Genomic DNA, 20,292 nt, shown 5'->3' with positions numbered 1-20,292 from the left:
GACCTTATTCCTCCATTCCAATCGATGAGTATTTTTACTCATACGTATATGTACTTTTCATCATTAAGATGACTAAGTGTAAATGGAGTTCAAAACATATCATACATTCAGATTATCAAAGATTGCCAACTAACTGAATTAATAACCCTCATCTTCACAGAAGTTTCGATTTTATAAAAAATAGGCTTAACATCATCACGATGCTAAACCTGCAATACTTATATTTTTAGTTAAACTTAGCAACTACATCAGGAACTTGTCCCATGATGAATGTCTTGTTCGCATCCATTGCGATTTTCACCATTTGGCCAACCGCAGTTTCTGTGTAGAAAGCTGTGTGTGGTGACACTAAGACGTTATCGCGATTCAACAAGTTTTCAATGCGCGCATCGGGGAATACTTTTCCACGCCAATCAGCATTGAACAAACCAACTTCATCTTCGTACACATCAATGGCAGCACCAGCAATTTTGCCGCTATCAAGGCCGGCAATCAAGGCGTCGGTGTCAATCAAGTTTCCGCGGGAAACATTGACAACGAAGACGCCGTCCTTCATCTTAGCGATTGTTTCAGCATTAATCATGTGATCGTTAGCTGGTAAACCCGGTGCGTGGAGTGTAACGACGTCAGCTTGGGCGAATAATTCATCCAGTGAATCCACATAAATACCTTCAGCAGCAAGTTCAGCATTTGGATATGGGTCAAATGCAATCACTTTGGCGCCAAAACCCTTGAAGATGTTAATGGCAACGCGACCGATATTACCAGTTCCAATCACACCAACTGTTTGCATGCGGAGTTCCTTACCGATTTCAGGTGCCCAACGTAAGTCACGTTGCGCAATCTTCTTATCGTATTCAGGCGTCCGACGGAGCAAACGGGTCAATTGAATTACTGAGTGTTCGGCAATTGCATTTGGTGAATATGAAGGCACATGTGACACCTTAATGCCAAATTCGTTCACGGCATCAACGTCAATGTTATCAATGCCGACATTACGTAATGACAAGTTCTTCACATCTAAGTCAGCGAGCACTTGCAAAGTTTCACGCGTATAAGGTAGTTGTTGGAAGGTTACCACACCATCGAAGCCCGCTGCTAATTTAGCAGTTTCTGGTGTTAATAATTCGTCAGTTGCGACCACTTCAACATCCTTATTGGCTGCTTCCCATTCTGCTAAAGCTGGCTTTTCATCTTCACGTAATGCATAAAACATAATTTTCATATTCTTATATTCCTCCATCAATTGGTTGGTATTCAGCAACGCCGGTAAACCGCTTTCATCTGATATTCGTTCCATCATAATACATTTATTCACTAAAGTTATAGAAACCATTGGAAAGGGCTGTTTCCAATCCCTAAATACCCTAACACGCATTCAGGATACCCTAAAGTGAACTTGTTATTCAATTTGCACTGAATTGAGCACTTTGTAATTAAGGTCCTATTTATTCTAGCGTGGAATTGTCGTTTCTGCGCTTTTCAATCATCGAATTACTGAGGTTCTATTGTCAGTGTTTTTTCTCATGCTACTGCGGCCCGTGGTTGGTAACCGTTTTCGCTAGTTTATTCAATCCACATCAGACGAAACAGAGCCGTAATTAAAAACGACTGATACCTCTGGATTAATATTCGAGGTACAGTCGTAATTGTGTGTTAGATTGTGTATTCGTAGTCTTTTGGTGAGTAAAGCTTCAACAACTTAGAGAAGACAAAGTGTGATGCCAAACCAGCCGCAACTGGTACCACTAACCACGTCAACAAGACGAGGGCCATATTTAAACCGGCATCAGCTGACGCAATTGGTCCAACTAAACCGATATACCCAAACCCAGCTGATTGTGGGGTACCTTTTACGCTAAAGGCCCACACTGGAATTGCACTAATAATTGCCGTCGTAATAATTGGTAAGAAAATTACTGGTTTACGGAAGACAACTGGCATCATCGCTTTCATCGCCCCTAAGGCAATCGCCACTGTCACACCAACTTTATTAGTCTTCCATGAGTTAATCAACAAGACGATTGTCGTAGCAGCGACACCGATTGCGGCTGCAGCTGCGGCAACAGCCATTGGTGCTGATGTATCTGTACCACCCAAACCAATTGCGAGCGCCAAACCAACTGTTGAAATCGGTGTTTCCAAGATAATCGCAAAGCTAATCGCAATTAGGATAACCATCAACAATGGTTGTAACGTTGTAAACTCGTTGATCATGTTCCCGATGAACTTAGTAATTAATGAAACGTATGGTAACATGTACATCCCAAGCAAGCCGACACCACCACCAACGACAATTGGTGACAAGATGATTGCGGCTGAACCAAAGCTCCGACCAATCAGGATGGTCACACCAACCGCGATTGCTGCAACCAGGATTGAATTAATCACATCCCCGGTACCTGCCGTGATGAAGGCACCCTTTACACCCGTTGCTGGGTTAACTCCGTTCAAGTAGAACTTAGTTGCACCTGATCCGGCTGCCGTTGCAATTGCAACAACCCCGATATCAAGTGGCTTCATTTTAAATTGAAGCGCAATCGCCAAACCAATCAAAATTGGTACAAATGATTGGAACAATACCAAAATCGAATTTAAATTGCTTGCCCAATTGACAGTTCCTGGTGTAATAAAAAACTTCAGAAGAGCTGCCATAACCGCATTAGGAATAATCCCAATTAAAATACCTTGCGCTGAACCGTTCAACACATTATTTGTAAACTGTTTTGCAGTTAACTTTGTTGTCGTTGTTTCCATAATATCATTCCCCTATTAATTTAGCCTAACGATTTGTGTATCAATTCACATGATCTGATACACACTTCATCTGATGAGATAACTATAGCTCATTTTCGGGGTTTTGTGATTAAATTCACATTAAAAGGGCATTTCATTATCTGAAATACCCTAGCAATAATCTATAATGCCTTTAGTCCTAACTGTTGTTTCATCTTAGGGACAAAAGAACGTGAAACCGGTACCTTTGTACCATCGTTCATTGTTAATTGATACGTATGATTAAACCACGGTTCAACTGCCACAATCGCAGCCAAGTTGACTAGATAGCCGCGGTGTACCTGTAAAAATTCGGTATCTTCCAAGCGCTCTTTTAGCCACGATAAATTTTCATGTGTTTGATAATCTTGAGTCGCCGTATGAATTGTTAACTCACCTTCACTCACCGTGGCCCAAATAATATCCCGCTTATTCAACACTAGGGTTATCCCATCAACACTAATTGGTAGCAATGGATTAACTGTTTGGCGCTCATTTTCACTCACGCGCTTTGGTTTACTTGGTTCTGGTTGAGCTTGTTTAGTCAGCTTGGCAATTGTTTTGTCGATGCGTGCTTGCGAGAACGGTTTTAAAATGTAATCAGTCGCATTCAAATCAAACGCCTGCAACGCATATTCATCAAAAGCCGTCGCGAAGACAATCTTTGGTTGATAGCTCAGCTTGGGAATGCGTTGCGCTAATTCAAAACCATTCTCTTCATTTAGTTGGACATCAATAAAAATTGCATCAAATTCTTCCGCGAATAATTGCACTACGGCTTCACTAATGGACTCAACATCGACCACGGTATCAACCGCTGGATTTTGTTCGAGTAAAAACCGTAACTCATCACGTGCATAAACTTCATCATCAACGATTAATATTTGCATACTTCTATCCCTTCGTCATTGCATTCTCATCATTGCCAGCTATTTCGAGTGGCAAAATTATCGTAACTTCAGTCCCCATATGGTCCGATTCAACTTGAATTTCAGCATTCGTACTATAGAGCCCGACTAACCGGCGATTCAAATTCTCAAGAGCCGTTCCCGAGCCACCATGCGCTGAAGTCACGGCAACTTGTCCTAATTTGCTAAGTAGTACCGGGTCAATCCCTTCACCATTATCACTGACACTAAGCAATAGCTGTTTTTGGGTTTGGTGGACATTAATCCACACTTCATTCCCTGTTTTACGACCACCAAAGGCGTGCTTCAAGGCATTATCCACCAATATTTGGAGCGTGAACGGTGGTAATAGCACGTCATCTTGACTCTCAAGCTCGTAATGAATTTGGTAGCGGTTAGGAAAACGCGTCATTTCTAGCGCCAAATAAGCATTTAAATACTCCAGTTCCTGACTTAACGTCACTTTGGTCGCTCGTGTGCTAGTCAAATTAGTCCGGAAATAGGTGCTCAATTCTAACAATAAATTCCGCGCTTGATCTACATCTTGGCGCATAACTGCCAGAATCGTATTAATTGCATTAAAGAAGAAATGCGGATTAATTTGTGCTTGCAAGGCTTTGATTTCTTCGTCTTTTAGCAGCTGATTTTGCTGTTCAACTTTTCCGACTGCTAATTGCGTTGAAAAAATACTCATCATCCCCGGCACCAATTCAGCTTGAATGTCGCTAATTTCATTTTCGCCGTAGAATTTCATTGAACCAACCAGCTGATTTTCAACGTTCAGCTTACCGCTAATTGCGTGTTTTGAATCATGACTAATTTCTCCTCGCGCAACTAACCGTTCTGTCTGGTTAAAAACCTCAACCCCGACAAATTTTGAATGTGCCAAAATCAATTCCGATACTTCGGTCGCCGTTTCCTGTGATAAACCCGTTCTTAACACTGGCAATGTTGCTTTCATCAAGGTCAACACATCTTGCGTTTGCCATGCCCGCAACTGCACTTCACGGTTCAAATACGTCGTAATAATCGAGATAAACATGACTGACCCAGCACTATTCCAAAAAATCATTGGCAAAGCAATGTAGCGAATAATGTCATGGCCATCACTAGCAAAGAAATACACAAAAACTAATTGAATGATTTCGACACTGGCCCCAACCAACATCGCGGTCACCAGCTTTGGATAGCGATTGACTTTAGCATTTCTCTGACCGACTAGCCCTGACACACAACCAATAATTCCCGAACTAACAATGTAGAACCAATCAACTGAATGGCCTTGAATGAAGCGACCAATCCCACCGATAATACCAACAACAGCACCAACCAATGGTCCCCCGACTAGACCGGCTACGGAAATTCCCAAAGTTCGTGTGTTCGCCATCGAATCATTAGTTGCAAAGACTAACCCACCCGTGTATTCCGCAATATTACCGCTGCTATCTATCCGAATTCCTGTTAAATTACTTAAAATTACAAAACTACTAAATACCAAAATAAGCACAAGCTTGCTCCGCCATGTTGAGCGCGCAACTAATAGTTTGCGAAAGTACTTCACGTTGATTAAAAGAAAGGCAACCATGAGCAGTAACCCAATTCGTTCTGCTAGTAAGAAAAATAATGATCCCATTCTTTGCGCCCACCTTCCATCATGCTCCTGATTTTAGTCAGGAGTAGTTGAATCCATTATAACAAATCCATTCTGGTTCTAACCCGTTAGCTTACATGAATTATCACCGCCACTCAAAATAGCACGGCCAAATAACTCGCCCACCCGAAAAATAAGCCTGATTTCTCCTCATTATGTAGCGAAGGTAGAAATCAAGCTTATTAACGTGCGATAAAAAGCTTCCGGCCGGGACTGGCGAATTTATTTATTCGCGGCAATCATTGATATAACTTCCAATTAACGTGAACTTTTTATTTACCCTAATGGGCGGACAACGTAGGCTTCCTTGCAAAAACCTTTAATTGAGTTATAAACGCGTTGTGCCCGACTAGCTTTGGTACAAATACCGAAAACAGTTGGCCCAGTGCCACTCATCTGGGCAGCATCGGCGCCAAATTTTAGCATGCTATTTTTCAGCTGCAAAATTTGCGGATAATGCTGCGCCGTAATTGGTTCGAGGACATTTCCCATATTTTCACAAATTGCCGGACAATCCTGCGCACTGACGGCAGCTAATAAAGCCGTGGTATCAATGTGATCTAACTGCGCATAATCAATCTGTCGTAGAATTGACGGTGTCGAAACACTAACGTTTGGCTTGGCAATCACAATCCAAACCGATGGTAACTTTGGTAAAGGTTCAATCACTTCGCCCTTACCATGAACATAGGCTGTTGTTGAATACACACAGAACGGGACATCCGCATCAATTTGTAAGCCTAATTCAGCTAACTTGGCGGCACTCAGCCCGAGCTTCCAAATCTTATTAAGTCCCCGCAACACGGCGGCAGCATCACTTGAACCACCGCCAAGTCCTGCTGCAACCGGAATGTGCTTTTCAATCTGAATTTGGACACCTTCGTTAATCTGGTATTCCATTTGGAGTAACTTCGCCGCCTGAAAGGCTAAGTTACGACGATCATTTGGTAAAAAGCCCGTATCCGTTTTTACCTCAATGTTCGTATTATTTGGGGTCGTGTTGATCGTGACGTAGTCCGCTAAATCAACCGCGGTCATGACCATTTCCCATTCTTGTAAACCATCTGGATGATCAAATGGCGTATCAAGACTTAAATTAATTTTGGCTGCTGCTTTTTCAACGATTTGCATGTGTTCACCCCCTTTGTGTCGTTGAAATTTTTGAAACTAAATATATATAAGTAAAATTATACCGAAGTCCACAACTTTGTGCTACTATGACGTGGTTTCGACTTGATAAATTACTATTAGACATGGTTTCAAGTGGATTTTGTAGTTCAAACTTATGTATTGATATCCGCCACTGTATACCTATCGAACCAATAAATACCGAAAAATGGCCAAAAAAAAGCTGACCCCCACAGTCAGACAATTTTTACATATTTAATTATTCTGCTTCGCCAAATGAAAGTTCAATATTGGCAGTTAACACATCCGTATAGCTGTATGAAACAGTTTCTACTGCGCTTTGTGTTTTGTCGTAATCAACAACAAAGACTGCTGGGAAGGTTTCCCGTAAAATCCCTGTACGTTCTGTGACTTTCTTGCGACCGGCTTGTGCTACAACCGTCATTTCTTGACCTAGGTGCGCATCAAGTTTATTTTTAATACTTGCTAATGTACTTGGCATTATATAACCACCTTACCTTTCTTGTGACAAGACAGGTATTATTTTAACACATTTAGCTTGACAAATCAAATCAATAATAGTAAAGCCCCGTTAAGTGACATTGTGTATCGCTTAACGGGGCTTTATTTACATTAATTCTTTTATTGTTGGTAGCTTAACTTGATTAGTGGCTAAAATTTTTCTAGCGTGAAATTTGGATATGTGTCTCAGATTGATTTCCACTACGATGCTGGAACCAGTCTGGACACCGTGATAGGAAGACAAGCATTTGAAGCTTGGTTCGCTAATGCGGTAACCATCTTCACAAATCCATAATGAGTAACGGTGCGAGCTAAAGTCCAGCCTGTTTCCAGCCACTTCGTTAGTTCCAGGCAGTCTGACTAGTAATATGCCGTGATCGCTGCAAGTTTAGCGGTAATCAATAATTCCACGCTTATCTAACGGAGTGCCTGAAAATCACTTTGTGGCCGACAGGCTTTACACCGTGATGGGACGAACGTGACACCACGTGTCGGGTTTGTCGCTGAGGGTAGATGAGCAGTCTTTTGGCTTTAGCCATTAGACTGCCAGCTATCCCGAATTGCCCAAGACCGCCCTTTGGCTTGGGCATGTGCTTCCATCTCGGTGCACAATGTGATTTTCTGGCACGCAGTGACATCATACATCTCATCACATTTTATAAATCACACATCAAACTAAAGTAAGCCAACTTCATGGAACGCATTCGTCAGGTCAATGAAGGTTTCAAGGGGCAACTTTTCCGCGCGGATTTTTGGATCAACACCCGCTTTTTCAAGACCCGCGGTAATTTTTTCTTTGATTTCATCAGTCTTACCGAAATAAACCGTTAAGTTATTCCAGTATGATTTCCGACGGTGGACAAAACTCCCCTTCAAGAACTTAAAGAAGACCTTTTCATCAAATGGTAAAACATCCAATGGTTGGCGCTTAGTCAATTTTACAATTGCTGAATCAACATTTGGTTGGGGCACAAACGCCGTCCGGGGCACAATGAAGGCCACTTCCGTATCCATGCGGTATTGTACAACCAATGAAAGTGAACCGTATTCTTTGGTACCAGGCTTTGCCGTCATCCGGTCAGCGACTTCTTTTTGCATCATAACAACGATGTTAGCGAAATCAATGCCACTTTGTAGTAAGTTCATCAAGATTGGTGTCGTAATGTAGTAAGGCAAGTTGGCCACCAATTTAACTGGGCGACCATCGCCTTGAAATTCTTCTTTAAAAGTTTCAGGCAAATTAGCTTTCAACACATCTTCATTAATGATTTCAACATTGTCGTATGGTGACAACGTGTCATGTAACACTGGAATCAACCGGCCATCAATTTCAAAGGCCAAGACCTTATGAGCGGCGCGGGCTAATTGTTCTGTCAAAGCACCAATCCCAGGACCGATTTCAACCGCGTTATCAGCGTCCGTTAACTCAGCTGCTTCAACAATATTGTGCAAGATGTTCAAATCCGTTAAGAAATTTTGACCAAGACTCTTCTTTGTCGCAATTCCGTATTCGTTCATAATTGCTTGTGTCCGAACGGGCGTTGCAATATCAATATGATCTGCCATTATATTTATTCCCTCATTATTCCATTGATTTTAGGTGTTGGTTATCACCTTCATCCAAGCGCACGACGGCATCTTGGAAATCGGCTTGCGTAACTTGGAACATTTGGAGACGTTTCAATAATTGCTTACCGTTCACGTAGCCAATATTCAACAACATCCCCAAAACTTCCCGGCGCTTGCGGGCAGCCGGACCACCAATCAAGTGGGCGTGAATTAAATCAGCTTGACTAATCACTTGGGGGGCATCTGGGACGACTTCATACAAATCAGCTAGCGCATCGCGAATGACTTGCACACTAGCATGTTCCACGCCTAGGCTACCACCAGTTGTATCTGGGACGCCATCGGCACGTTTAATGAAGGCATGTTTAGCATCTGGGACAGCTTCGCTCACAATTTTCCGAATTCGTTCGCCGTTAAAGTCAGGATCAGTAAAGATAATGATTCCCCGTTTTACGGCCAATTCTTGAATCTGGGCAATTGTTTCACGTGAAACAGCTGAGCCATTAGTTTCAATCGTATCTGCATCAAGCGCTTTATGAATTTGCGTAGTATCGTCTTTACCTTCAACAACAATCACTTCTTTTAATTTCGTCATGCTTAATCCAGACTCCATAATTTATGAGCATTCGCGCGCGTTTGCGTTGCCAATTCTTTATCGTCAATACCCAATTGAGCAGCTAAACCATCGACAACATACTTCACGAAAGCTGGTTCATTTTGCTTACCACGTAATGGGGTTGGCGCTAAATATGGTGCATCAGTTTCGACAAGCATGCGATCCAATGGTACAACTTGCGCTGCGGCTTGAACATCCTTAGAATTTTTGAACGTTACAATCCCACTAAATGAGATATACATCCCTAAATCCAAGAATTTTTCAGCTTCTTCAGCATTCCCGGTAAAACTGTGCATCACACCGCCAAAGTCACCGACATGCGCATTCTTTAAAATGCTGTAGACATCGTCCATCGCATCGCGGGAGTGAATTGTCACTGGCTTATTAAGTTCTTTTGCCCATTCAAGTTGTTGCTCAAAGGCTTTCAATTGGTCTTCACGTGATGAGGTATCCCAGTGATAATCGAGCCCCATTTCACCTAAACCAACAACCGCAACATCATTTAATTGTTCGCGTAATTCTGCTGCCGCTTGGTCATCGAAAAACTTCGCATCTTCTGGTTGAAAACCAATAATTGCGTTAACTCCATCATATTTGTGGGCAATTTCTAAGGCACGTTCATTCCCCTTTGCATCGTAACCCACAATATTCATTTCCATTACACGAAATTCGTGAGCGCGCGCCACATAGGCATCAAGTTCATTCCAAAACGCATCATCATTCAAATGTGTATGGGTATCAAAACTATTCGCCGGCATTTTAGTTGGATCATAGATTGGCATTATTTACTCCTTTTTGGCTTTGCTTATTTCATCTGCATATAATTCTGCAAGTAACCCATACGCCATGGTACCGATGTGCAAACCATCATCAAGTTGGCCATGAACATATTCGACCATGTTCGGTTTGTTACTTAAAATATGATAAAAATCAATTATGCTGAGTTTGTATTCAACTGCTAACATTTGTACCGTCGTCGCATACTCTGCTAGATCAACATTTTTCCGCTTGGGAAATTGTTTACTTTCATCAACGGGTGGGGCGGTCACCAAGACAACTTGGCTATCACCAAACGTCGTAATTATTTTAACTAAATTATCCCGATATTCGGTGAGGGGCACACGCATAAAACGCGCATCGTTACTCCCCAACATAACAAAAATAATATCTGGCGTAGCTTGGGCAATCGGTGCCAAGCGCTTTACGACGTCATTGGTATCTTCGCCTGAAACGCCGTAATTTAATATTACATCATCATTGGCAATAAGTGGTTTGAGTTTGCTTGAAAGCATTGGCTCATTAGCCCCTTCATAGCGGGCAGTTAAACTGTCGCCCAATAACACAATTTTCATTAGCAACCTCCTACCAATTACCACCAATTAAGGCAAAAGAGACTCGGCCAATGCCAAGCCTCTTTTCTTCATTTAAAATTATTTGCTTATTCGATACCTGAACCAGGCACAACATCATCTGGCAAGATGGTTAATTTAACTTCACCATCAAATTCAGCTGATAAAATCATCCCTTGTGAGATGCGACCCATCATCTTCCGTGGCTTCATGTTGGCCACGATGACAACCTTTTTACCAACTAATGATTGGTATTCTGGGTACCACTTCTTAATTCCTGAAAGAATTTGGCGGTCTTGTGAATCACCTGCATTCAAGCGGAATTGCAAAAGCTTGTCAGACTTAGGAACTTCTTCGGCAGCAATGATTTCAGCAACTTTAAGTTCAACCTTGTCAAAATCATCGTATTCGATTGTCGCTTCCTTGGTTGTCGCAAATTCAGTATCTGCTGGGTTCCAGTCATCCGAATCAGCTGCGGGCTTAGCTTCTTCCTTAGCGGCTTCAATTGCGGCACGACCCTTTTTCTTATCAGACTTCGTCAAGAGACCAGCAATGAAGCTTGTTTCTTCTTCAGCGTCACGACGTGGGAAGATTGGCGTTCCCTTCTTCACAACTTGGGCACCCACAGTTAAGTCGGCAAATGCTAAGTCAGCAATTTGCATGTTAGCTGTATCAAGACCAAGTTGTTCAAAGATTTGCTTAGGAGCGTGGGTCATTACAGGTTGTAACAACACCGCAACGACACGCAAGCTAGCAGCTAAGTGTGCCATCACATCGTCAAGTTTTGCACTTTGTTCAGTCTTTGCTAAAACCCATGGTTCAGTTTCATCAATATACTTGTTAGCACGGGCGATTAACTTCCAGATTGCACTCAAGGCATCCGCAGTCCGCACTTCATCCATGTTAGCGTTGAATTCCTTGATACTTTCAGCAGCAACTGCTTCAAGATCAGCATCAAATTCAGTGGCGCCGGAGTTCAAGGCTGGTACAACCCCGCCTTGGTACTTGTTAATCATTGCAACAGTCCGGTTCAACAAGTTACCTAAGTCATTGGCTAAGTCATAGTTCAACTTACCAACGAAGTCTTCTGGTGTGAAGACCCCATCGTTACCAAATGGCATGGCTTTAAGTAAGTAGTAACGCACTGCATCAAGACCGTAACGTTCAACTAAGACGTCAGGGTAAATCACATTCCCCTTAGACTTAGACATCTTACCGTCCTTCATCACTAACCAACCGTGACCCAAGACTTGCTTAGGCAATGGTAAACCTAAAGCATGGAGCATGATTGGCCAGTAAATCGTGTGGAAACGCACAATTTCTTTACCAACTAATTGCACATTAGCGGGCCAGAATTTGTCGAATAATTCAGTATTTTCTGAATCATAACCCAAGGCAGTGATATAGTTTGACAACGCATCAATCCACACGTAAACCACGTGCTTAGGATCTGATGGTACTTGCACGCCCCAGTTAAATGAAGTCCGCGTAACTGCCAAATCTTCTAGACCAGGCTTGATAAAGTTGTTAATCATTTCGTTCATCCGCGCTTCTGGTTGGATGAATTCAGGATTGTTTTTGTAGTAATCTAACAACCAGTCAGCGTATTTACTCATCTTGAAGAAGTATGATTCTTCCTTCACGAGTTCAACTTCGTGGCCAGATGGGGCTTTCCCACCAGTCACGTTACCAGCTTCATCACGGTATACTTCGGCTAATTGTGATTCTGTGAAGTATTCTTCATCAGAAACGGAATACCAGCCTTCGTAAGCACCCTTATAAATGTCGCCTTGCGCTAACAATTGTTCAAAAATCTTTTGGACGGCTTTTTCATGCATGTCGTCAGTCGTGCGAACAAAGCCATCATAAGAAATTTCCATTAATTGCCAGCATTCCTTAATTTGGTCAGCCATACCATCAACGTATTGCTTAGGCGTCATCTTAAGTTCTTCAGCCTTTTGTTCGATCTTCAAACCATGTTCGTCAGTACCAGTCAAAAAATATGTGTCATCGCCTAATAAGCGGTGGTAACGAGCTGCCGCATCAGCGAGAACTGTGGTGTATGAGTTCCCTAATTGAAGCTTACCTGATGGGTAGTAAATTGGGGTTGTGATGTAAAATGTGTTATTTTCAGTCATTATTTTATCGTTTCCTTCCAGTGCGCTGACAAATGACCCAGCGCGGATTATCTTGGCAATTATATCATAATAAAGACCGTTATATTAGTGCTTTCCATTCAAATAACGCAATAATTACTATCCTTAAACGGCTAATTTTTTTCTAACGTGGAATTTGGATATGTGTCTCAGATTGATTCCCACTACGAGCCTGAAACCAGTCTGGACACCGTGATGGGAGACAAGCATTTGAAGCCACAGTGCGGTCTTCAAATGTTTGCGAAGCTTGGTTCGCTAACGCGGTAACCATCTTCACAAATCCATAATCAGTAACCAAACCCGTTACTGATTATGCCATCTCGGTGCACAATGTGATTTTCAGGCACGCAGTGGCATCATACACCGCAACCATTTACAATTTACCACTAAAAAAACGACCAACTAATCCACAAATTAGTTAGCCGTTGTCTTAAACCATCAATAATACTAAAACTGTCAATACTGCGAGAATTAAAGCTAGCAATGTAATTTGGATCATTGCATAGTGCGCAACGTGTTGCTCGGTTTCTGCTGACGGTATGTCCTTGGGATTTATCCAGGAGTGTTCCGCATTCGTCAGGCTTTGCTCAACGACGACTTCTTGATACGTCCGATCACTGCGCAACATACTATCGACCGTCACACCAAACAAATCACTCATTTCCAACAATTTTTCCAAGTCCGGGTATGTCTGATCATTTTCCCATTTTGAAACTGATTGGCGCGCAACGTGGAGTTGTTCAGCTAACTTAGACTGCGACCAGCCGAGCTGTTCACGCCCTTGTTTGATTTGTTTTGCAAGTTCCATTGCTTATTCCTTATCTTCCACTGGTACTTCATCAGTATCTCCTGCCAACACAGCTTTGCGGTGTTTATACGTGGCGTCGTCGATGTTCCCACGGGCATATTCTTCATCCAAAATCGCAAACGCATCTTTACTTGAATGCACTGCATAGTTGCCTAAACGATGCGCATTATGCCGATTTTGTAACACCGTGCGCATATCACCGTTAAAATACTTTTTGGCATAGTGGCGATGTACCAATCCCACTACCACTAACCAAATTACAATCACTACCGGAATCATCCACCAATGTGGTCGCCCACTATTTGCAAAACCTAATGTCGCTAATGCACCTACTATTAATCCCATTTTTACTTACCTCATCTGTTATATGTCAAGCTGCTCAATTAGCTAAGCTGTCCTGGTGACAAACTCATATCTAGCATGCCGCAATTTCACGTTCCTGCCAAGAACCAGTCACGGGCATCCCCGCACTTTCTAGTTGCATCGTTGCTATGACAGCGTTTATGTTTCACTCTGATAGCTAAAATTTTATCACTTCGGATTCCTAATATGAAATTATTTTCCTGATTTATGTATAAAAAATGCCGTTCACTCGAAAGTAAACGGCATTCGCATCTAATTTAATTACGTAACTTAAATATTATTACCAGCACCATCTTGATCCATCACATGGACTGAGTGACCAACGTGCTTTGGCTTGTAGAAGAAGAAATATAAGACCATCGCAACCATTGGAATGATCGCAGCACTCAAGTACAACTTACTGAATGACATTCCATTGTGTAATTGGCCGAGAATAAATGGTCCCACCCCAAGGCCTAAATCAACCCCGATGAAGTACGTTGACAATGAAACCCCAATCCGTTCAACAGAAGGACTTAATTTCAAAGCAATCGCTTGCCCATTTGAAAGGAATGTTCCGTAACCCAAGCCGATAAATGCTCCAGACAAGAGCAACATCCAACCAGTTGTCGTATATGACAACATAATCAAACCAATCGTCAAAGCAAAGTACGTAGGATACATCACGGCATTTTCACCCTTAGTATCAAAAATAGTCCCAGAGATTGGTCGGCTAATCGCAATCACCCCAGCGTAAACGATAAAGAAGAATGAGCTAATCGCAAGCAAATTCAGTTGCGCTGCATACGATGACAAGAATGATAGGACACTTGAGAACGCAAAGCCAATTAAGAAACCAATGAAACTAATAAAGATAACTTTAGTTTCAACGAAGGCACTAAACGTAATTTTCTTCAATGCCGTCCGCTTTTCAGCAGTTAATTTGATATCATCCACATGCAAGACAAACGCAGATACAGCGACGACCGCAATCATGATAATCGACATGATGATAATCGTTTTGAAAGTGGTGTAATTTAATAAAATCATCCCCATGAAAGGTCCTAATGCGGCTGCAAGCGCTGTACTTAAACCATAGTAATTGATGCCCTTACCTTTTTGGTTTTCAGGAATATAGGCGGTGACAATCGCATTCGTTGCTGTTGATGTCATCCCATAGGCAAAACCATTCAACAAACGGACGATATACATCACACCAATATTTGGAATGAATAGGTACGCAATCGTGGTGACCAAATAAAAGAGTGCCCCATAGCGCAAAACGGCCTTCCGACCAAGTAATTCAAGTTGTTGCCCCATGATCAACCGTGCGGCCAACGTCCCAACAACAAAAATCCCTGAGGCCAATCCCGATTGACCAAATGAAGCGTGTAATTGTTGGTGCGCGATGACCGCGATGATGGCCATCAAGAGGAAGTAGACAAAGTACACCACAAAGTTAACTAGGGTGATACTGATGAAGCCTTTGTTAAAAATTTTAGTTATCGGTTCTGGTTCTGCGTTTGACATTTTTCCATCCTTTGAATAATTGCTAGAATAAGTTCTAAAAATTTTCAGCTTTCGAGCAAGCGACTGCTTATCAAAGTATATCGTTTTCCTTCTGGTTGATTATGTTTAAATATACCACTTTGAAACGATAATAAAAGAGGGCAACAAAAATCCCCTTATATGGCAACATTTACTCGAGCTGCCACATAAGGGGATTATCAAAATTTAACGATGTATTTATTGCTTATAAGCCAAATTCTACAAATCGGCATCAGCTCTGTTGTTAGCTCCGACGCCAATCATAATTGCACAAACAGCTACTGAAGTTGCCCCAATCCATAACATTTTTAATTTACTGTAATGCTTGGAGCAACTAAACTATCTAGCTTAATATTTCTGTACTTTTGTTTGAGAATACTCACATACCACGGAATATAACAAAAAAAAGCTCACCGAAGTAAGCTTTTTTAAAATACTATTATTTGGCATCTGCTGGATTACCCAACGTATAGCCTGAATTCTTATCAACCTTGAAAGTCTTTTTCAAACCATCGGTCAGGTACAACTTCTTATCCTTAGTGATAAAGATGGCTTCCGTTCCATTCTTCCGGTGTAGTTGGTTCATATACGCTAAACCGCCCTTTAACCCCTTATTGAAAGCAACGTTTGATAAGGCATCCCCATTAACTGACTTGGCTGAAATAATTGAAACCCCGGCTAAGTTATTTTCATATGGGTAGCCTGTGGCTGGATCAATCAAGTAAATGTAAGTATGATCCTTAGTCTTCAGGTATTTTTCATAAATCCCGGCTGTCACAATTGACTTGTTTTGTTCAGGGACGTAACCTACAGCATCACCACGACTTGCAGTGGGACTTTGAATACCGACGTTCCAGTTTTTATCTTTGCCGGCTGGTGACTTACCCATCACGACTAAGTTACCACCCAAGTCGATAACTGCCGTCGTAACACCGTGCTTTTTCAAAGTTTGCCATACTTGGTCAGCGATGTAACCTTTGGCAATTCCACCAAAGTCCAAACGCACACCTTTTTGCTTCAAAAAGACGGTGTGGTTCTTTTCATCAAGTACCACATTTTGCTTCCAACCAACGAGTGGCTTAGCAGCGTCAATTTCTTTTTGTGCGGGAACATGAGCGTCAGGAAATCCAATCCGCCATAAATTTGTGAAGGCTCCAATTGATGCATCAAACACGCCGCCTGAATTTTCTGAGTAGTACTTCGCCTTTTCAAACAGTGGCCACATATCAGCTGGCACTTTTACCGGGTGCTTCCCAGCAGCGGCGTTAATTTTATCGGCAACTGAACCGTCACCATTAACGGCCATTTGCTTATCTGACTTAGCAATCCGCGCAAAGGCATCCTTAACGGCATCCTTTTTGTCCTTGTCCCAGACACGGATTGTACAGATTGTCCCAATGTGGAATTCCGTTTTTTGGTATGGATCCTTCATTAATTCAACCTTAGGCTTACCACATGCCACTAAAACGACGGCTAGAATGGCAATGACGCTAAACAACCCCACAAGCTTTTTCTTATTCATTATCTATTTGTTCCTCACTATGATTTTTGTGATTGTCGGCTTTCTGCACGGCCAAATTGTAGCTATCAACAGATTAAGTCACACTCACTAACTTTCTTATTGTACCCTATAATGTCGCTTTTGACGATTAGACCAAGGCAAAATAATCAGCCAGGAATTTACCAATCCCATCTTCATCATTAGTGGCTGCGGTCACCGCATTAGCCGTTGCTTTGGCTTCATCAGTTGCGTTTGCCATCGCTACCGCGGTACCGGCATATTCAAACATCCCCAGGTCGTTTTCGGCATCCCCAAAGACCATCACGTTTTCAGCAGTCAACCCATAGTGTTCTGCCAATGCTTTCACCCCAACTTTTTTATCCAATGTTGGTTGGAGAAATTCTAAGATGTGTGGTTGTGAGCGGACAATATGATATTGAGCTTGGAGTTCTGCTGGCATCTTAACTAGCAAATCATCCAAGCGTTCTTTGGTTGTTGAGACCACCGCTTTGGCATACGGTTGATCTGGTAATTCAGCAAATGTCACATATTCAAACAACAACGGTGCTTGCATTAGCCGCACATAATCCGATTTACCAACACCCGCGATTTGCCAGTTTTGGTCAAAGTCTAAAACATCCATCGGATAATCATTAGCTGCCAACCAAGTGTAAAGTGGTGTTAAATCAGCTTTGGTCGTCGCTAACTTAAAAATAGGTTCTTTTGTAACATTATTGATTACCAAAGCACCGTTAAACGTTAATGTGTAGTCTTCTGGCTGTGATAACTCAAGTTGTTGCAAAAATTTGCCAATTGCCGCAATTGGCCGCCCGGTCGTAATCGCAATCTGCATCCCGGCTCGGTGGAGTTGCTTAATCACGTCCGCGGTATATTCTGAAATCTCTTTTTTACCCGTTAATAACGTCCCATCTAAATCAAAACCAATTAATTTAATGTCTGCCATTTTAATATCTCCTTCATACTTTCACTGCGCTCAGATTACTCGGTTTCCTTATGCAGGCTAATCACCAGCATTTAGCCGACCGTGAACGCCACGTTAGTTATTTACAATCACTTCTGGCTGATATAAATCTGGTGCCACCGTTGCCAATAATGGACTAGGCACCCCAGCTGTAATCAGCGTCAATTCATGCATTGCTCGTGATGCAATTGTATATATTATTCCGAGTGAATCTGCATCTGGGTAATTATCACGGTTGACCCCGTAAGCGATAACACAGTCGAATTCGAGGCCTTTAGCTAAATAAATCGGTAAAATCACAATATCATTTGGAACTAAGCGATCCGTTGCGGTTAACAAGGTTGAGCCAAATTCACGGCGTAGTTGTTGTTGGAGTTTTTCGGCTTGCCCCGCATTCTTAGTTAAAATCGCAACCGTGCCATAATTTGCGCGTAACCCATTAAGCTTTGCCCGCAAATATGTCAAACCTTGCTTGGCGTCACTTTCCACGACGATTGGTAAATCACCATCACGTGTAAATGCTTGAATTTGGTCGCCGTCTGGCAGAAATGCTTTCCCAAATTCCGTAATTTGTTTCGTTGACCGATAACTTTTATTCAGCGTAATCAAATTAGCGTGTTTAACTTGGAAGGCATCCTTCAACCGGGTCAATAATGCCGCGGGGCTTTCAATTGAGCGGAACAAAGCTTGCTCACTATCCCCTAAAATTGTATAACGTGCCCGTGGAAAGGCGTGTTTAAAGTACAACATTTGTGCGATTGAGTAGTCTTGCATTTCATCAATGAAGACGTGTTGCATCCGGCGGTTTTGACCACTACCAGTAACTAAATCGCGTAAATACATTAAAGGAATCGCGTCGACAAGGTCGATGCGGTGATATTCAAGTTCTGCCAAGAAGCGTTCGCGCTTTTCAACCCAAATTGCAGGTTCCGCGGTTTGTTCACCGTATGCTGTCAAAAAATCAGCATATTGTGAGTAAACATCAAAGAAGTGATTATTATAAATTGCGTCGTAGATTTTTTTGAAACGAATCCGAACAAATTTTTCGCTAACGTATTCCATCTCGTCATCGCTTGATTCAAATTTTTCAACATTTTCCAATCCCAATAAATCACGATAGTGTTCATCATCCAATTCATTAATCGCCGCACTCACCCATGGCTGTTGCGCTTCGTGAATAATTTTGCGCTTCAGTTCATTAATCAGTTCGTTTTTAGTCCGCAGCATGCGTTCCGCAATTTTAGCTTCCTTTGCTTGGCGTGAATAGACCACTTTAATATGATATGCGCTAAAGAACACCGCTCCATTATATTCAATATCTGCAAAGCGCAGGGCTTTGTCAGCGATTTGTTCAGTATACTTGGCAATGACTTGCATAAAATCGGCACTTTCCATTTCCGCGCGCAATTTCTGGTTTGCCGGTGCGTTTTGTTCCGCCTCATACCGATTAAACAAGGTTTGGACATTCAAGCCTTCCAACCGTGCCTTTAAGAATTCTGCCAATGTGACTTGGCGCATGTTCCGTTCACCCAAGCTTGGGAGCACCTCAGAAATGTAGTGACTGAATAAACGATTAGGCGAGAACAGAATAATTTGGTCCGAGCTGAGTTCTTCCCGTGAATGGAATAATAAGAACGCAATCCGTTGTAGAATTGCCGATGTCTTACCAGACCCCGCAACCCCTTGCACAACTAACAAATCACTAGTCGTATCACGGATAATATCGTTTTGTTCCTTTTGAATCGTTGCCACAATATTAGCCATATACTCATCGCTTTGTTGGCCTAGCGCATACTGCAACATTTCATCGCCAACAGTTTCATCGGTATCAAACATATTCGTTATTTTACCGTGTTGAATCGTGAATTGCCGTTTGTTGAGGAGTTCCGCTGTGGCGCGCCCATTTGGCGTTGGATATGTCACATCCCCAAGCGTCCCGTTGTAGTAAATCGCTGATACTGGTGCGCGCCAATCATAAATCAAAAAATCTTGCTCGGCATCTTGTAACGACGCCATCCCAATATATAATGATTCATTTTCATCGGCGGCATCTTTAATATCAATCCGGCCAAAGTATGGTGATTCATGCAATTCGTTCAAGGTGGTCTCTTGTTTCTTCAAAATCGTTTCAGTTTCGACTACCCGAGCAACCAATTGCCGTTGTTGTTGCACTTCGGCATTAGTTTCACTGGCGTCATCGATTTCAAACGTATTAATTGAAGCGTTTTCGCTATAGTTTTGTTCAACCGCCGACGTTTCGGCATGAGCTTTAGCTAATGTTTTTTCCACCGTTACCAATTGGTGTTCAATCTCTGTGACGACTTCATCGACGCGCGTTTGTTCTTGGCTTAATTCTGCTTCCATGTCTGTTTTCCTCGTCGTTTCATCTTGGCAAATTTCTGACTTAATTCCTGAGTTACACATGCAGCCCCGAACT

At 42.3% G+C, this 20,292-nt stretch carries 17 protein-coding genes; all 17 read right to left on the bottom strand.

Features of this window, described 5'->3' with window-relative positions; translation table 11 throughout:
* Positions 1 to 226 precede the first annotated feature (226 nt).
* Positions 227 to 1,225, bottom strand: a complete 999-nt coding sequence (locus EQG49_RS07580) for a D-2-hydroxyacid dehydrogenase (RefSeq protein ID WP_133363405.1) — start codon at positions 1,223 to 1,225, stop codon at positions 227 to 229.
* A 431-nt stretch (positions 1,226 to 1,656) separates the two neighbouring features.
* On the bottom strand, positions 1,657 to 2,757 hold the full coding sequence (locus EQG49_RS07575) for a PTS sugar transporter subunit IIC (protein WP_133363404.1): 1,101 nt from the start codon (positions 2,755 to 2,757) through the stop codon (positions 1,657 to 1,659).
* A gap of 161 nt (positions 2,758 to 2,918) precedes the next feature.
* The gene (locus EQG49_RS07570; protein ID WP_133363403.1) at positions 2,919 to 3,665 is read right to left on the bottom strand and encodes a LytTR family transcriptional regulator DNA-binding domain-containing protein; all 747 of its coding nucleotides are present in this window, start codon (positions 3,663 to 3,665) and stop codon (positions 2,919 to 2,921) included.
* A gap of 4 nt (positions 3,666 to 3,669) precedes the next feature.
* Positions 3,670 to 5,316: a LytS/YhcK type 5TM receptor domain-containing protein gene (locus EQG49_RS07565; RefSeq protein ID WP_133363402.1), complete on the bottom strand. Its 1,647-nt coding sequence runs from the start codon at positions 5,314 to 5,316 to the stop codon at positions 3,670 to 3,672.
* A gap of 294 nt (positions 5,317 to 5,610) precedes the next feature.
* The gene (gene ispE / locus EQG49_RS07560) at positions 5,611 to 6,465 is read right to left on the bottom strand and encodes a 4-(cytidine 5'-diphospho)-2-C-methyl-D-erythritol kinase (protein WP_133363401.1); all 855 of its coding nucleotides are present in this window, start codon (positions 6,463 to 6,465) and stop codon (positions 5,611 to 5,613) included.
* A gap of 256 nt (positions 6,466 to 6,721) precedes the next feature.
* Positions 6,722 to 6,964 (bottom strand): Veg family protein, encoded by a 243-nt coding sequence (locus EQG49_RS07555; protein WP_133363400.1) that lies wholly within the window; start codon positions 6,962 to 6,964, stop codon positions 6,722 to 6,724.
* A 695-nt stretch (positions 6,965 to 7,659) separates the two neighbouring features.
* Positions 7,660 to 8,550, bottom strand: a complete 891-nt coding sequence (rsmA, locus tag EQG49_RS07550; protein ID WP_133363399.1) for a 16S rRNA (adenine(1518)-N(6)/adenine(1519)-N(6))-dimethyltransferase RsmA — start codon at positions 8,548 to 8,550, stop codon at positions 7,660 to 7,662.
* 16 nt (positions 8,551 to 8,566) lie between these two features.
* Positions 8,567 to 9,148: a ribonuclease M5 gene (gene rnmV, locus EQG49_RS07545; RefSeq protein ID WP_133363398.1), complete on the bottom strand. Its 582-nt coding sequence runs from the start codon at positions 9,146 to 9,148 to the stop codon at positions 8,567 to 8,569.
* Positions 9,149 to 9,150: 2 nt separating this feature from the next.
* Entirely contained in the window at positions 9,151 to 9,951 is an 801-nt protein-coding gene (locus EQG49_RS07540) for a TatD family hydrolase (protein ID WP_133363397.1), read from the bottom strand.
* Positions 9,952 to 9,954: 3 nt separating this feature from the next.
* On the bottom strand, positions 9,955 to 10,521 hold the full coding sequence (locus EQG49_RS07535; protein ID WP_133363396.1) for a GDSL-type esterase/lipase family protein: 567 nt from the start codon (positions 10,519 to 10,521) through the stop codon (positions 9,955 to 9,957).
* A gap of 86 nt (positions 10,522 to 10,607) precedes the next feature.
* The gene (gene metG / locus EQG49_RS07530) at positions 10,608 to 12,656 is read right to left on the bottom strand and encodes a methionine--tRNA ligase (RefSeq protein ID WP_133363395.1); all 2,049 of its coding nucleotides are present in this window, start codon (positions 12,654 to 12,656) and stop codon (positions 10,608 to 10,610) included.
* 448 nt (positions 12,657 to 13,104) lie between these two features.
* The gene (locus EQG49_RS07525; RefSeq protein WP_133363394.1) at positions 13,105 to 13,482 is read right to left on the bottom strand and encodes a helix-turn-helix transcriptional regulator; all 378 of its coding nucleotides are present in this window, start codon (positions 13,480 to 13,482) and stop codon (positions 13,105 to 13,107) included.
* 3 nt (positions 13,483 to 13,485) lie between these two features.
* Complete coding sequence (locus EQG49_RS07520) at positions 13,486 to 13,827, bottom strand: SHOCT domain-containing protein (protein ID WP_133363393.1); 342 nt, start codon at positions 13,825 to 13,827, stop codon at positions 13,486 to 13,488.
* 288 nt (positions 13,828 to 14,115) lie between these two features.
* Positions 14,116 to 15,354, bottom strand: a complete 1,239-nt coding sequence (locus tag EQG49_RS07515) for an MFS transporter (RefSeq protein WP_133363392.1) — start codon at positions 15,352 to 15,354, stop codon at positions 14,116 to 14,118.
* Between the two features lie 457 nt (positions 15,355 to 15,811).
* Positions 15,812 to 16,894, bottom strand: a complete 1,083-nt coding sequence (locus tag EQG49_RS07510) for an FAD:protein FMN transferase (RefSeq protein WP_133363391.1) — start codon at positions 16,892 to 16,894, stop codon at positions 15,812 to 15,814.
* A gap of 127 nt (positions 16,895 to 17,021) precedes the next feature.
* Positions 17,022 to 17,837 (bottom strand): Cof-type HAD-IIB family hydrolase, encoded by an 816-nt coding sequence (locus EQG49_RS07505; protein ID WP_133363390.1) that lies wholly within the window; start codon positions 17,835 to 17,837, stop codon positions 17,022 to 17,024.
* 93 nt (positions 17,838 to 17,930) lie between these two features.
* Positions 17,931 to 20,219: an RNA polymerase recycling motor HelD gene (gene helD, locus EQG49_RS07500; RefSeq protein ID WP_133363389.1), complete on the bottom strand. Its 2,289-nt coding sequence runs from the start codon at positions 20,217 to 20,219 to the stop codon at positions 17,931 to 17,933.
* Between the last annotated feature and the right edge of the window lie 73 nt (positions 20,220 to 20,292).

It is taken from the genome of Periweissella cryptocerci, assembly GCF_004358325.1.
In the GTDB taxonomy this organism is placed as follows: domain Bacteria; phylum Bacillota; class Bacilli; order Lactobacillales; family Lactobacillaceae; genus Periweissella; species Periweissella cryptocerci.
This window is presented reverse-complemented; position numbering and strand designations above follow the sequence as displayed.